Annotated in this window: 13 protein-coding genes; 6 read left to right on the top strand and 7 right to left on the bottom strand. The window is 67.1% G+C overall.

Annotated features, from left to right (window positions below; translation table 11 throughout):
- The first annotated feature begins 68 nt into the window (after positions 1 to 68).
- On the top strand, positions 69 to 641 hold the full coding sequence (locus ACNQVK_RS12910; protein ID WP_418029827.1) for a PepSY domain-containing protein: 573 nt from the start codon (positions 69 to 71) through the stop codon (positions 639 to 641).
- Between the two features lie 3 nt (positions 642 to 644).
- Here the strand turns inward: ACNQVK_RS12910 and ACNQVK_RS12905 are convergent, their stop codons facing one another.
- The 4 genes from ACNQVK_RS12905 to ACNQVK_RS12890 all read right to left on the bottom strand — a co-directional run bounded on the left by ACNQVK_RS12905 (position 645) and on the right by ACNQVK_RS12890 (position 4,942).
- Complete coding sequence (locus ACNQVK_RS12905) at positions 645 to 1,595, bottom strand: glucosyl-3-phosphoglycerate synthase (protein WP_044519800.1); 951 nt, start codon at positions 1,593 to 1,595, stop codon at positions 645 to 647.
- Positions 1,592 to 2,416 carry a dihydropteroate synthase gene (folP, locus tag ACNQVK_RS12900; RefSeq protein WP_418034149.1) on the bottom strand — a complete coding sequence of 275 codons (825 nt, stop codon included), beginning with the start codon at positions 2,414 to 2,416 and terminating at the stop codon, positions 1,592 to 1,594. Before folP ends, ACNQVK_RS12905 begins: the two co-directional genes overlap by 4 nt.
- Positions 2,417 to 2,510: 94 nt before the next feature.
- A complete protein-coding gene (gene fadD6, locus ACNQVK_RS12895) occupies positions 2,511 to 4,289 on the bottom strand; it encodes a long-chain-acyl-CoA synthetase FadD6 (protein WP_418029826.1) in 1,779 nt (592 codons plus the stop codon).
- Between the two features lie 92 nt (positions 4,290 to 4,381).
- Positions 4,382 to 4,942 (bottom strand): TIGR00730 family Rossman fold protein, encoded by a 561-nt coding sequence (locus ACNQVK_RS12890; protein ID WP_090428988.1) that lies wholly within the window; start codon positions 4,940 to 4,942, stop codon positions 4,382 to 4,384.
- A gap of 116 nt (positions 4,943 to 5,058) precedes the next feature.
- On the opposite strand from ACNQVK_RS12890, the gene ACNQVK_RS12885 reads away from it, so the two are divergent.
- The 5 genes from ACNQVK_RS12885 (at position 5,059) to ACNQVK_RS12865 (ending at position 10,727) form a co-directional block, all read left to right on the top strand.
- Positions 5,059 to 5,748 carry a TetR/AcrR family transcriptional regulator gene (locus ACNQVK_RS12885; RefSeq protein ID WP_418029825.1) on the top strand — a complete coding sequence of 230 codons (690 nt, stop codon included), beginning with the start codon at positions 5,059 to 5,061 and terminating at the stop codon, positions 5,746 to 5,748.
- Positions 5,749 to 5,793: 45 nt separating this feature from the next.
- Positions 5,794 to 6,183, top strand: coding sequence for an STAS domain-containing protein (locus ACNQVK_RS12880; RefSeq protein ID WP_418029824.1), 390 nt, complete (start codon positions 5,794 to 5,796; stop codon positions 6,181 to 6,183).
- 10 nt (positions 6,184 to 6,193) lie between these two features.
- Positions 6,194 to 8,293, top strand: a complete 2,100-nt coding sequence (locus tag ACNQVK_RS12875) for an AAA family ATPase (protein ID WP_418029823.1) — start codon at positions 6,194 to 6,196, stop codon at positions 8,291 to 8,293.
- A gap of 73 nt (positions 8,294 to 8,366) precedes the next feature.
- Complete coding sequence (locus tag ACNQVK_RS12870; protein ID WP_418029822.1) at positions 8,367 to 8,693, top strand: EspA/EspE family type VII secretion system effector; 327 nt, start codon at positions 8,367 to 8,369, stop codon at positions 8,691 to 8,693.
- A gap of 1,161 nt (positions 8,694 to 9,854) precedes the next feature.
- The gene (locus ACNQVK_RS12865) at positions 9,855 to 10,727 is read left to right on the top strand and encodes a type VII secretion target (RefSeq protein ID WP_418029821.1); all 873 of its coding nucleotides are present in this window, start codon (positions 9,855 to 9,857) and stop codon (positions 10,725 to 10,727) included.
- On the opposite strand, the gene ACNQVK_RS12860 is transcribed toward ACNQVK_RS12865, so the two are convergent.
- The 3 genes from ACNQVK_RS12860 to dapE all read right to left on the bottom strand — a co-directional run bounded on the left by ACNQVK_RS12860 (position 10,708) and on the right by dapE (position 13,926).
- Positions 10,708 to 12,330, bottom strand: a complete 1,623-nt coding sequence (locus tag ACNQVK_RS12860) for an ABC-F family ATP-binding cassette domain-containing protein (RefSeq protein WP_418029820.1) — start codon at positions 12,328 to 12,330, stop codon at positions 10,708 to 10,710. The two genes, ACNQVK_RS12865 and ACNQVK_RS12860, sit on opposite strands and share 20 nt — an antisense overlap.
- Before the next feature lie 169 nt (positions 12,331 to 12,499).
- The gene (locus ACNQVK_RS12855) at positions 12,500 to 12,865 is read right to left on the bottom strand and encodes an RNA-binding S4 domain-containing protein (protein ID WP_418029819.1); all 366 of its coding nucleotides are present in this window, start codon (positions 12,863 to 12,865) and stop codon (positions 12,500 to 12,502) included.
- Positions 12,862 to 13,926, bottom strand: coding sequence for a succinyl-diaminopimelate desuccinylase (gene dapE, locus ACNQVK_RS12850; protein WP_418029818.1), 1,065 nt, complete (start codon positions 13,924 to 13,926; stop codon positions 12,862 to 12,864). The genes ACNQVK_RS12855 and dapE overlap by 4 nt, the downstream gene beginning before the upstream one ends.
- Positions 13,927 to 13,950: the final 24 nt, after the last annotated feature.

The following is a 13,950-nucleotide window of genomic DNA, read 5'->3' as shown; positions in this document are numbered from 1 at the left end:
CGGTTGATGGGTTATGTGGGTATACGCCGCCAAGAGTCGTCAAGTTGATCCCGACGAAAGGTGAACCCATGCTCGGCAACAACACACCGGCGTGCACCGTGCGCATCGCCGGAGCCGCGACGGTGATGGCAGCAGTCGTCGCCTGTGGGGGCGGTCAATCCCCGACCGCCTCGAGCCCGGTAGAGCCGGGCCGGACCAGCGCGGCCGCCCCCGCTGACAACACCGCCCTGCTGGCCGCGGCGGACACGGTCCGCGGCACCGTTCCCGACAGCACCGTGATCTCGGTCGAAAGCGAGCGCAACAACACGCAATGGGAGGTTCAGGTCGTCACCCCCGATGGCATCGAGCACGAGGCCGAGGTTTCCGCGGATGGTGCCACCGTCCTAAACAGCCCAGTCGCCAAACCGGAAGACGCCAAGGACGTCGCCAAACACCGGAGCCGTCTCCAGGCGGCCAAGCTCGACCACCGCGCGGCGGTGGACGCGATCACCAAGACCGTCGACGGCCGGATCACCGAGTTGAATCTGGATGACCGCGATGGCGGCACCGTGGTGTGGGAAGCCGACGTCATCGACTCCGCGAACTCTCTTCACGAGGTCAGTGTCGACGCCGCAACAGGTGACGTCGTCGCCCGGAATTGACCGTCAGCGCGGGCGCAGGGTGACCATGGGCGGGCGGTCGGCCAGGGAGACCGACGACACCCGCGGGGTGAAGTCGTCACCGTCGGCGTAGAACTGCGTCAGCCCCACCCCCGAATCGGCGATCCCACAGCGCGACAGCAGGGTCGCGATGACCTGCCGGCTCATCGAGGCCAGCTCGGTCAGCGGACGGTTGCGGTGCGCCCGTACGCCCAGGTTCACCTGCGCGATGGCGTCCAGGCCGAGCCGGTCGTAGGTGTCGACCAGCAGACCGATCTCGACGCCGTAGCCGGGCGCGAACGGTACCGAGGTCAACAGCTCGCGGGTGCCCGCGTATTCGCCGCCCAGCGGCTGCAGCACGCAGTTCAGCTCGGGGCGCAGCGAGGCCAGCAGCGGACGCGCCACCAGCTCGGTGACCCGGCCACCGCCGTTGGCGTCCTCGGCGCCGCTGACCTTGAGCGGTCGCCGGTAGAACCCCTTGACCAGGTGGACCCCGTCGGCGGTGAGCAGCGGGCCCAGAAGCTTGGGGACGAACATCGGGTCGGGGTCGATCAGGTCGGAGTCGACGAAGGCGATGATGTCGCCCGTGGTGGCGGCGAGGGAGCGCCAGAGCACCTCGCCCTTGCCGGGCTGCGGCGCGACCTCGGGCAGCGCGACCTCGCGACTGATCACCCGGGCCCCGGCGGCGACCGCACGGATCTCGGTGTCGTCGGTGGAACCCGAATCGAGCACGATCAGCTCGTCGACCAGCCCGCCCAGCAGTGGCGTGATGGTCTCCACGACGGAGGCGACGGTTTCTTCCTCGTTGAGGGCGGGCAGCACCACCGACACCGTGCGGCCGGCCTTGGCGGCCTCCAGTTCGGCGATGGTCCAGCTCGGCCGGTTCCAGCTGTGGTCGGTCAGCCAGCGGTGTCCAACGACGCCGTCGGCAATGGACAGTTCAGGCAGTGCAGTCATGCCAGTCCCCTCACTGTTCGTGCGGGTGCCCGCACTCCCTGGATCGACGCGACCATCTCCAGTACGCGCCGTGTGGGTCCGACCTCGTGTACCCGGAACATCGCGGCACCATCCGCGGCGGCCAGTGCCGTCGCTGCCAGGGTGCCCTCCAGGCGTTCGGTCAGATCCACACCCAGAGTCTCCCCGACAAAATCCTTGTTGCTCAGCGCCATCAGGACTGGCCATCCGGTCTTAACAAGATCTTTTACGTGGCGCAACAAACTAAGACCGTGATGAGTGTTTTTACCGAAATCATGGGTTGGGTCGATCAGGATCCGGTCCCGCGGCACTCCCGTTGCTACCGCCCGCTCGGCCGCGCCGGTCACCTCGGCGATGACGTCGTCGACGACACCGCGTTCGGTGATCCCGTAGTTCACCCGGAACGGCCGGGTGCGCGGCACCGCGCCGCCGGTGTGCGAGCACACCAGACCGGCGCCGAATTCGGCGGCCACCTCGGGCAGTCCCGGATCCGCCCCCGCCCAGGTGTCGTTGATCAGGTCGGCCCCGGCCGCGCAGGCCTGCTTGGCCACCGCCGCGCGCCAGGTGTCGACGCTGATCAGCTGGTCGGGATAGGTGGTGCGCAGCCATTCGATGAACGGCACGACGCGGGCGATCTCCTCGTCGGCGTCGACCATGCTGCCCGGGCCCGCCTTGACCCCGCCGACATCGATCACGTCGGCGCCCTCGTCGATCACGCGCTGCGCTGCGGCCTTGGCGGCGTCGTCGCTGAAGGTGGCCCCGCGGTCATAGAACGAGTCCGGCGTCCGGTTGACGATGGCCATGATCAGCGCACGGTCGCCCGCAACCGGGCGTCCGCAGAACTGGCCGTTGAACGTCGACAACACGCCTCCATAGTGCCTGGTGCGGTGAGCCCGTCTACTTGGGCCGCTTACCGGCCGTCACTTCGTCGGCGTACTCCGGGTAGAACGGCACGTAACCGTCTTCCTTGCCCGCCAGCACATACAGCGGATCCTTGATGTCGGATCCGTAGCCCTGCTTGCGCAGGTCGACCTTCTGGCTCTTGAACGTCGAGGTGTGGGCCAGTTCGGTGACGACGCGGACGAACAACGGCACGGCGTAGGACGGCAGATGCCCGAAGAACGCGTCGGCCAACGCCTTGCCGTCGAACTCCTTGCCGTCCTTGAGCTGCACCGCGGCCATCCCGGCCCGGCCTTCGGCGCCGGGCACCTCGACGCCGAACACGGTGCACTCCTCGATCAGCGGATTGCTGGCCACCGCGGCCTCCACCTCGGTGGTGGCCACGTTCTCGCCCTTCCACCGGAAGGTGTCACCGAGCCGGTCGGCGAACGCGGCGTGACCCAGCCCCTGGGAGCGCATCAGGTCGCCGGTGTTGAACCAGACGTCGCCTTCCTTGAAGGCGTTGCGCACCAGCTTCTTCTCGCTGGCGGCCTTGTCGGTGTAGCCGTCGAACGGCTGCAGCGCATTGATCTTCGACAGCATCAGCCCCGGCTCGCCACGCTTGACCTTGCGCAGCCGGCCGTCGGCGCCGCGGGCGGGTTCGCCGCTGTCGGCGTCGTATTCGACGAAGGCAACGGGGCTCGGGCAGATGCCGGTGGACTTCGAGACGTTGAAGACGTTGACGAAGGCGGTGTTGCCCTCGCTGGCGGCGTAGAACTCGCAGACGCGCGGGATGCCGAACCGCTGGGTGAATTCGTCCCAGATGGCCGGTCGCAGCCCGTTGCCGACGATCACCCGCACCTTGTGGGCGCGATCGGTCGGCTTGGGCGGCTGGTTGAGCAGGTAGCCGCAGATCTCGCCGATGTAGACGAACGCAGTGGCGTCGTAGGCGATGACCTCGTCCCAGAACCGGGATGCCGAGAACGACTTACCCAGGGCCAGCGCGGCACCCGAGTTCAGCGCCGATCCGACCGAGACGGTCAGGGCGTTGTTGTGATAGAGCGGCAGGCAGCAGTACAGGGTGTCGTCGCTGTGCAGCCGCAGCCCGAGACCGCCGAACCCGGCCAGGGCGCGCAGCCAGCGGTAGTGCGTCATGACGCTGGCCTTGGGCATGCCGGTGGTGCCCGAGGTGAAGATGTAGAAGGCCTTGTCCTTGGCCAGGACGGCCGACGTGCTGGCGGGGTTGGTGGTCGGCGCGGTGGACGCCAGCCGGCGCAGCTCCTCGACCGTGATCAGGCCGTTGGGCTCGGCCCCACACTCGTTGACGTGCTCGACCAGATCGGACTCGGCCACCACCGCCGCGGCCTGGAGCAGACCGAAGCTGTGGGCCAGCACCTTGCCGCGCTGGTGGTAGTTGAGCATGCCTGCGACGGCACCGCACTTGACGATCGCGAGCATCAGCAGCACGGCGTCGGGCGAGTTGCGCAGCATCACCCCGACGACGTCGCCGTGGCCGACGCCTTTGGCGGCGAGGACGGCCGCGTAGCGGTTGACCGTCTCGTTGGCCTCGCGATAGGTGATGCGCTCGTCGCCGAACTTGAGGAACACCCGGTCGGCGTACTGGGCGGCCCGCTCCTGGAACACCTTGCCGATCGAGGTCTTGGCCGTGGGCCGAGCCATCATTCCGGTGAGCACGCCGCGTGCGATGACCGGCGCATCCATCAGCAGACCGGGTACCTGGCTGGCGAGGTCGAGTAGGCCGACGCTGCTCCTGGTGCCCGATTTCTGGTCGGTCATGCGGTCTCCCCCTGCGCGTTGTTATGGGTCTCGAGATGGCTCTCGTGTGGCCAACACCATAACCGCGCTGGTAACCGCCGTTACCGCCGGTTCTATGTAAGCGTCGCGCACACGTCGAGCGCTGCGGCGACCTCGTCGACGACGATCAGCCGGTCGAGGGCCTGGCTACTCACATAGCCAGAGTCGACGAGTCCGCGCAACCAGTTCAACAATCCGTCGTAGTGGCCGAACGGATCGAGCAGCACCACGGGCTTCTCGTGCATCCCCAGGTAGCCCGCCGTCCAGGCCTCGAAGAACTCTTCCAGTGTGCCGATGCCACCGGGCAGCGCGATGAATGCGTCGGAGCGGTCTTCCATCTCCTTCTTGCGTTCCCGCATGGTGTCGGTGACCACCAGTTCTGCGGCGTCCACGTCGGCAAGTTCGCGATGCACGAGCGCCTTGGGGATCACGCCGACCGTGCGTCCGTTGCACGAGCGTGCCGCCCGTGCGACCGCGCCCATCGCCGAGACGTTGCCGCCGCCGGAGACCAACGTCCATCCGCGCTTGGCGATCGCCACCCCGACCTCGCTGGCCAAGGCCAGCAGCTCGGGATGGGTGGGGCCAGAAGCGCAATAGACACACACCGCAAACTCGCGGTCAGTTTCACCGGACACGTACACACGGTAAAGGTTGCTGGTGAACCGCCGATGTCCGGTGGGCGATGTCGGTTGGTGATGGACTCAGACCCGCTGCGCAGGGACACTGAACGGAACGCGGAGGGGCGAACCTGGTGACTGACGACGTCGATCAACCGACACGGTTGAGCCGCGAGTTCATTCTGGACACCGCGATCGAGCTGATCGACCGCGACGGTCTGACGAAACTGACCATGCGGCGGCTGGGCACGGCCTGCGGTGTGGAGGCGATGGCGCTCTACCGCTATGTACACAGCCGGGGGGACCTGCTGACCGGCGTCGTCAACCACATCGTGGACCGCCTCTACACCGATCAGCTCGCCGCGCGCCGGCAGGAGGACGGTTGGCAGGACTTCCTGCTCCGGCTCGGTCACGGCGTGCGTCAGATCGCCATCGAACATCCCGAGGTGTTCCCGCTGGTGGCGACCGAGGCGCCGGAGGCCCCGTGGGTGCGGCCGCCGCTGCGCAGCCTGCGCTGGATGGAGACGTTTCTCGAGACCCTGATCTCCTACGGGTTCAGCGACAACGCCGCCGTGGCCGCCTACCGCACGTACACCACGTTCCTGGTGGGCCAGTTGCTGCTGGAGGTGTCCGCGCGCGGTGTCGCGCTCAGCCCTGACGAGGCCGTCCTCGACGACGAGCCGCGACCAGATACCTCGCTGGCGGATTACCCGAACCTGCGACGACTCCAACCGATGCTGGCCGAGGACCACAGCACCGACGAGTTCGAGGAAGCGTTGGAGGCCCTGCTCGACCGCATCGAAACCTGGCTGGGCAGCCCCTGACCACAATCATGATCAGTCGCGTTTACAACGTAAACTTCGACGGTTATGCTCGATTTCATCGTGGAATCGACCCAGCAAAATCACGAGCTGCACTGGACGGCTCGCACCGCACCCGAAGGCCTCATCGTTCAGGTCTCCGGACAGGTCGACGCGCACAACGAATCCGTCTGGCAGCGCATGCTCAACGAGTCGGCCGCCGCCGTTGGTGAATCCTCGGTGCTCGTCGTCGACGCCGGGTCCCTGGAATTCATGAGCTGTGGGGCACTGGTCATGCTGGCCAAACAGAGCGTCGACAGTCGCCAGCACGGAGTCACGGTGCGCCTGGTCATCCGTCAGCCGAGCATCCGGCGAATCATCACCGAATGTGGCATGGACGACGCGGTGTCGGCGCATCCAGACCTCGATTCGGCGTTGAACGGCCACGGCCCCCCATAGGATTCGGTGGATGGCTGTCGACTGGGTGATCGCACCGCGTGACCGCGTACTCGACGGCTTGGAGGCCGGCCTGCACGAGCGCTGCGGCGCAGCGCTACTCGGCCCGGCGGGTGTCGGCAAGACGTCCGTGGCCCGCACCGCGGCCGAACATCTCGCCACCGATTTCCGGCGGGTCGTATGGATCACCGGCACCGAATCGGCCGCCGCGATTCCGTTCGCGGCGGTCGCGCACTTGATCGACATCCCGGCGACGGGCAGGACCGCCGATGTGCTCCGGGCCGCACGTGAAGCACTCGGGTCCGAGCTGTTGCTGGTCGTCGACGACGCGCATCTGCTGGACCGGTTGTCGGCCGCCCTGGTGTACCAACTCGCGGTGAGCGGCGCGGCCAAACTCATCGTCACCGCCGTCGCGGCACAGGCACCCGATGACGTCGTGGCGTTGTGGGGTGACGGCCTGGTGAGTCGCGTCGAGATGTCACCGCCGGGCCACGATGACGCCCGGCTGGCCGATCAGGTGGCCGCTTTTCTCGCCGAGCTGCCCGACGGTGCCGTCGCCGTCCTGCGGCAACTCGCGGTCCACGATCCGCTGCCACTTGCCGATCTGGCGGCGTTGACCAGCGACGAGGCTGTGCAGGAGGCGCAGCGATCCGGCGTCGTGCGCGTCGATGAGGCAGTCGCGCGGTGCGTGCATCCGTTGTTTCTCACCGCGATGCGGGCCACGATCGGGGGGCCTGACCTGCGTCGGCTGCGCAGCGCTCTGGTCGAGAGGTTGTCCGCGGCGCCTCGCCCCGGCGTGGTGGACCGGCTGCGGATGGCGGTGCTGGCACTCGACAGTGATGTCCCCCTGCCCGCGGACGAGCTCGTCGACGCGGCCGGCGAGGCGCTTCGCCTGGGCGACCTGGAATTGAGCGAGCGGCTGGCCCGGGCTGCGACGGCTTCGGGTGATGAACTCGGCGCGGAGTCCGGCGCCGGTTTCAAGGGGCTGCTCACCCTGGCGTATGCGCTGGCCTGGCAGGGCCGCGGCCGTGAGGCCGATTCCGTCCTCGGGCAGATCGATCCGGCCGGCCTGCCCGAGGACCAGTTGATGGCGTGGGCACTGCCTCAGGCGGCCAACCAGTTCTGGATGCTGTCGGAACCCGAGCGCGCCACCGCCTTCCTGAGGGCCACCCGCCGCCGGGTGTCGACGCCGGCGGCACAGACCACGCTCGATGCGCTGGCGGCGACCTTCGCGATGAATGCCGGTGCGCCACAACGGGCACTGGGTCTCGCGCAGGAGGTCCTGGCCTCCCCCGCCGCCGATGACACGGCGCTCGGCTGGGCCGGGTCGACGGCGGCGCTCAGTTGTGCGCGGACCGGGCTTTTCAACCAGGTCGACGCGATGGCACGGCGGGCGCTCGCGGCGGGGCATCCCGGCCTGCTGCGGTTCACCAGCGGATTCGGCCAGACCACGGCGTTGTTGATGACCGGCCGGCTCGACCAGGCCCAGGACATGGCCCGCAACATCACCGATTTCACCCAACTGCTGCAGCCCGGTCGCGCGATCGGCGAGGTGTTGACGGCCGACGTGCTACTGGTTCGCGGTCAACACGACGAGGCGATTACCTTGTTGCGCAAGGCAACCGCCGCGCTCGCGCCGACCGGATACTCCTGGGGGCCACTGGGCTGGATGCTGTTGGCGCAGGCCCTCGGTCAACGCGGCATGCCGGTCGAGGCCGGAAAGGCACTGTCGCGGGCGGAATCCCGGCACGGGCTCAAGTCGATGCTGTTCGCGCCGGAATTGGCGCTGGCGCGAGCCTGGACCTGCCACGCCCGGAAGGATTCGGTGGGTGCGGTGACCGCGGCCCGCGAGGCCGCCAAGGCCGCTGAGCGCGGTTACCAGTACGCGGTGATGCTGCGGGCTCTGCACGATTGCGTGCGGCTGGGCGACACCCGCGCCGTCGATGCGCTGGTGAGGGTGGATCTGGATTGCGTGTTCGGTCAGCTGACGTTGGACCACGCCCGCGCGCTGGCGGCCGGGGATGGCGCGGCGTTGCGAGATGTGTCGGCCCGGTACCGCGAGCTCGGGATGCTCGCCGCCGCCGACGATGCCGCAGGTCAGGCTCACGCCTGAGTGAGTTGGTGCGTCTGACGCCTGCGGCAGGGCCATAAACTAGGTCGATTGTGGCCATCGGGGAGGTGCCGGCGTGAGCGCGCTTGACGGGTTCTATTCGACATGGAACAAGGCGCGGGAAACCTTCGGAGTTGGTACCCCGACCGACGGCTCGCAGCACGACGGCAGCTCGCAGCTGCTGCGCATGAAGGGCGTGGTCGAATCGGCTGCCCAGAATGATGGCTGGCAAGGAAAGGGCGCCGAGTCCTACGCCGCGGCAAACAAGCAGCATGCCGGCGTCTACGGCAAGCTCGCTGAGCTCGACAAGCAGATGGCCGCCGAAGTAACCAACGCGGCCAACATCGTCACCAACGGACGCACGCAACTCGACACCACGAAGTCCTGGGTCGACAGCGCATAGAGCGATTAATGCATTTCAACGCAGATGGCGGGCAACTTGAGATTCCACCGGAGTCGACGGAAAGCAGGGACCGCTCGATTTTCGAAAGTGCGCTGAAAAACTACTTCAGCAATGTGAACGATGTGATTAGCGACCCGCTAGACGACTACGACAAAGCTTACCGCGATGTTCTCAAGTAAAATTCTTGCGACAGCCAGCCTGGCGATTGGCCTGACATTGGTCTCCGCATGCGAAATCCACAATGAGCCATCGGCACCACCGGCGACGCAAAGCAAAGCATCTGCGCTGCCCGCACCACGTTTTCCGAATTGGCCAGCCCAACTCAACGATTTCAGGTTCCATTGGTCAGCCGCACCAGGAGTAGACCTTGAAACCGGTCCGGCTGTCGCCTTGCGGGCGTATGTCGAGTCTTATCGACTCGCCGGACTCTCCGGGGGAGACTCGACGGCCGTGTATCCAGGCTTCATGCGATCTACCCCGGAGAACGCCGGAACGCCTGACAACCCAGACACCCTTTTCCAACTCGCGCAGGTTCGACCTAAGACACGTGCAGAACTCGAAGCCAACGGCTGGACTCACGAGGAGCGTCAGTACTACGGGTACCAGCCGACCCACGTTTTGAGCCTCGCGCCCCAAGGCGACGGCTACCGCGCCACCGTTTGCCTCGGGCTCTACCCGATATACGAAACCGTTGCCGAAGGCAACAAGTACGTTTCCACTTCAGCAGATCCGACGACCGGGCAATTCCGGTATGGGGACTGGCAAATGGTTGAGATCTGGCGCGTGGAACTAACAGACCAGCGCCCACGTGCGACCAATGCCCCCGCGGCTCCTGTCACAGCCCAACTGGGCCCGTTGCCTGCTCCAGTCGACGATGTCTTTGGCCCCTGGTTCATCAGCGGCTCAAGTTCGGCTCTCTGGGGGCCTCCCGGCGAAGGCGAGTACATCGATCCCCCAGAGATTCGCAAACAATGCGAAGACGCAATGCCCGAAGATGCAGCAACTCGTAGGGCGATGGCCACAGGATTTCACGACAGTCCACCACCGCACGGAGATCCGGTCCCTGGCTGGCCAGCCAAAACTCAATAAACTTGCCGCGCAGAACCCACCCGCGCCGACAGTAGAATGCCCAGTTAGACCGCACGATCTCCAGGGGGCCCGATGAACCAGCTCGTCGCCAACACAGGCGCGATCACCGGCCTGCAAGGCATCGTCGACGGCGTCAGCGGTGATATCAACAGCTTCAAGAGTTCGTTCGCCGGTCCGACGGACCTCGCGTCCAGCCACGGCGCCATCGGCTTCCCGATGCAGAACGCATTCGACGGTGCCTCGTCCTCCCGTGAAGGTGCCCTCGGCGCGACCCAGGTCGCCGCGGGCAAGATGGCCGAATTGCTCGGCAAGGCCTCGCAGGCATACGCACGCGGTGACACGGATGCCGCCGAGCGGCTCAAGGCCCAGGCCGATGCGCTCGGCGGAGGGAAATCGTCGGCGTCCGCGGCCGGCGGCGGGTCAGGTGGCTCCGAAGCCGCGAGCTCGGGAGCCGGCGGTGCGGGCCAGATGATGGGCCAGTTCAGCCAGATGGCCGGGCAGATGGCGCAATCCATCACCCAGCCGCTCCAAGGCCTGAGCCAAGCGATGACGCAGGTGCCGCAGCAGGTCATGCAGGGTGTGCAGGGCATTGTCGAAGCCGCCACCCAGGCTGCCGGAGGCGGTGGCGATGCTGCCGCCATGGCGGCCGACGCCGGTGGCACCGGGGCCGAGGAAGCCGTCAAGGCAGCTGATCACCAGGGCCCCGGCGATGGCACCGGGAGCGACCCAGCTGGTCAGCACGACGGTAGAGACGACAAGAAGGACGACGCCGAGCCCCGCAACCATGACGACGATCCCCACACCCCGGCCGAGGCCGGGGCCGGGGCGGATCGGCACACCGAGCAACTCGGCGACCGCGCCTCAGCCGGCGTGGCGTCCGAGGACGGCTTCGGCGTCGGCCCAGTGCCGACGCAGGTCCACAACATCAACCCGCGGCGGATGTAGCGCTCAACCCTCCATTGTCCAGCCGTAGCCACCGGTCGATGCCGATGGCATCGAGAAACCGTTCGTCGTGGCTGACCACCACGAACGCCCCCCGGTAGGCGTTCAGCGCGGATTCCAGTTGGCCCACGCTGACAAGATCTAGGTTGTTCGTCGGCTCGTCCAGCAGTAGCAGCTGAGGTGCGGGTTCGGCATAGAGCACGCATGCCAGCGTCGCCCGCAGCCGCTCCCCGCCGGACAAGGCCGCCACCGGCAGGTGGATCCGGTCGCCGCGAAACAGGAACTGCGCCAACAGATGCATACGTCGGGTGTGCGACAGGCTCGGCGCGGCCGCGGCCAGGCTCTCGGCGACGGTGCGGTCCTCAGCAAGCAGGTCCAGTCGCTGCGACAGCGAGGCAATGCGTCCGTCTACCCGTTGTACCGTCCCGGAGTCGGGTTCCAGCGAGCCATCGATGATCCGCAGCAGGGTCGACTTGCCTGCTCCGTTGGGACCGGTCAGGGCGATACGCTCGGGACCTCGGATCGAGAGGTCGATCCCGTTGTCGGCGAACAGTTTCCGACCACCGCGACTGATCTGGAGGCCTTCCCCGGTGAACACCGTCCGGCCGGCGGGCACCACGGTGTCGGGCAGATCCAGCGCGATCACCTTGTCATCACGCAACGCCCGTTCGGCTTCGTCGAGTCGGGATCTCGCGTCATCGACCCTCCGGGCGTGTACGTCGTCGGCGCGGGCCGCCGATTCCTGGGCATCGCGTTTCAGCTTGCCCGCCACGATCTTCGGCAGCCCGGCGTCCTTGACGTTGCGCGCCGCGGTCGACGAGCGTCGGGCGGCCCGCTCACGCGCCTCCTGCATCTGCCGCTTCTCCCGCTTGAGCTGTTGTTCGGCGTTGCGGATGTTGCCCTCGGCCACCGTCTGCGCAGCCTCCACGGTTTCCTGATATGCGGTGAAATTGCCTCCGTAGAACACGATTTCGCCCCGGTACAACTCGGCGATCTGGTCCATCCGGTCCAGGAGAACCCGGTCGTGGCTGACCACCAGCAGACAACCCGGGTAGCTGTCGATCGCGTCGTACAGGCGGCGCCTGGCCTCGCTGTCCAGGTTGTTGGTGGGCTCGTCGAGCAGCAGCACACTGGGCCGCTTCAGCAGTTGGGCCGCCAATCCCAGCGACACCACCTCCCCACCGGACAGGGTTCCCAGCCGGCGGTCCAGGTCCAGGCCGTCGAGGCCGAGCCGGTCCAACTGGGCGCGGGAGCGTTCTTCGATGTCCCAGTCGTCGCCGATGGTGGCGAACACGTCCTCGCCGGCGTCACCGTCGGCCAGTGCCGCCAACGCGTCGAGCACCGGGGCCACCCCCAGTACCGCGGCGACGGTGAGATCGGCGGTGAACGGCAGACTTTGGGGCAGATAGCCGACGGCGCCGTCGACCGTCACCGAGCCTGCCGTGGGACGGTATTCGCCGGCAATCAGCTTGAGAAGAGTGCTCTTTCCTGCACCGTTGGGTGCGACGAGCCCGGTGCGGCCGGGTCCGACCGAGAACGACAGGTCGGAGAACAGCACGACATCATCGGGCCAGGAGAATGACAAATGGGAACAGACAACAGACATGCTGGTACTCCAAGGTGATGCGGGCAACAGGCACCGCATTGAGGGACAGGAACGAATCAGCTCTCGGGATCACCCGGAGATGTCGTCGTCTCCCAGCATGTTTTCAGCCCACCTCGATTGACAGCAGATGCGAAATCCATAGTACGCACCCGTGCAACCGATTTTCGGCTCAGAATGTTCCGCGCAGCCGATCCAGTTGTCGCCGTTCACGTTTCGTGGGCCGGCCGGCTCCTCGGTCGCGGACCGGGACGGAAGCCACCATCTCCTTGGGCGGAGGTGGCGGACTGCGGTCGATCAGGCATTCCGAAGCCACCGATGCGCCCACGCGCTTGGCAATGGGCCGGATGACCTCCACGATCCGTTCCCGTCCGTCGAGCCGGATCCGCACCTCGTCGCCGGGGCTGACGTGCTGCGCCGGTTTGGCGGGCACCTTGTTGACCTGGACGTGTCCGCCCCGGCAGGCGGCCGCCGCCGCGGACCGGGTCTTGGTGATGCGCACGGCCCAGATCCAGCTGTCGACGCGGACGGTGCTCATGTCAGATAGCGACGCAACATGTCGGTGACCGCGGTGATCTGGGCGACCTCGACCCGCTCGTCGACCTTGTGGGCGAGGTTGGGATCGCCCGGCCCGTAGTTGACGGCGGGGATCCCCAGCGCGGCGAACCGGGACACATCCGTCCAGCCGTACTTGGCGCGGACCTGTCCCCCGGCCGCGTCCACCAGAGCGGCGGCAGCGGGTTTGGCCAGCCCCGGTAGTGCGCCGGCGGCGGCATCGGTCAGTTCGATGTCGACGTCGAGACCGTCGAACACCTCGTGTACGTGGGCGACGGCCTGGTCGACACTGCGGTCGGGGGCGAACCGGAAGTTGACGGTCACCGATGCGGCGTCGGGGATGACGTTGCCGGCGATGCCACCGTCGATGCGTACCGCCGAAAGCCCTTCCCGGTACACGCAGCCGTCGATGTCGACGCTGCGGGCCTGATAGGCCGTGAGCCGGTCGAGCACCGCGCCGAGTTTGTGAATGGCGTTGTCGCCCAGCCAGGAACGCGCGGAATGGGCGCGGGTGCCGGTGGCGCCGATGACGACGCGGATGGTGCCCTGGCAGCCCGCCTCGATGAATCCGCCGGAGGGTTCACCGAGGATCGCGACGTCGGCCTGTAGCCAGTCCGGGAGTTCGCGTTCGATGCGGCCCAGCCCATTGGCGCTGGACTCGATCTCCTCGCAGTCGTACATCACCAGGGTGATGTCGTGGCTTGGCTCGGCAATGGTGGCCGCCAGGTGCAGGAACACTGCGTCACCCGACTTCATGTCCGAGGTCCCGCAACCCCACATCTCGCCGTTCTTGATGTGGCTGGGCAGGTTGTCGGCAGCGGGCACGGTGTCGGTGTGCCCGGCCAGCAGCACTCGCGACGGGCGGCCCAGGTTGGTACGGGCCAGGACTGCGTCACCGTTGCGGACCACCTCGAACCACGGTGCCTGCGTCCGGAGCGCGGTCTCGATCTCGTCGGCGATGCGCTGCTCGTGACGCGACTCGCTGGGGATGTCCACCAGCGCGGCGGTCAGCGCGATCGGATCAGCACGCAGGTCTAGCCCCATGGTCTCCGAGGCTAGTCCAGTAAC

The sequence above is a fragment of the Mycobacterium sp. 134 genome (assembly GCF_048282715.1).
GTDB classification, from domain to species: Bacteria; Actinomycetota; Actinomycetes; order Mycobacteriales; family Mycobacteriaceae; genus Mycobacterium; species Mycobacterium septicum.
This window is presented reverse-complemented; position numbering and strand designations above follow the sequence as displayed.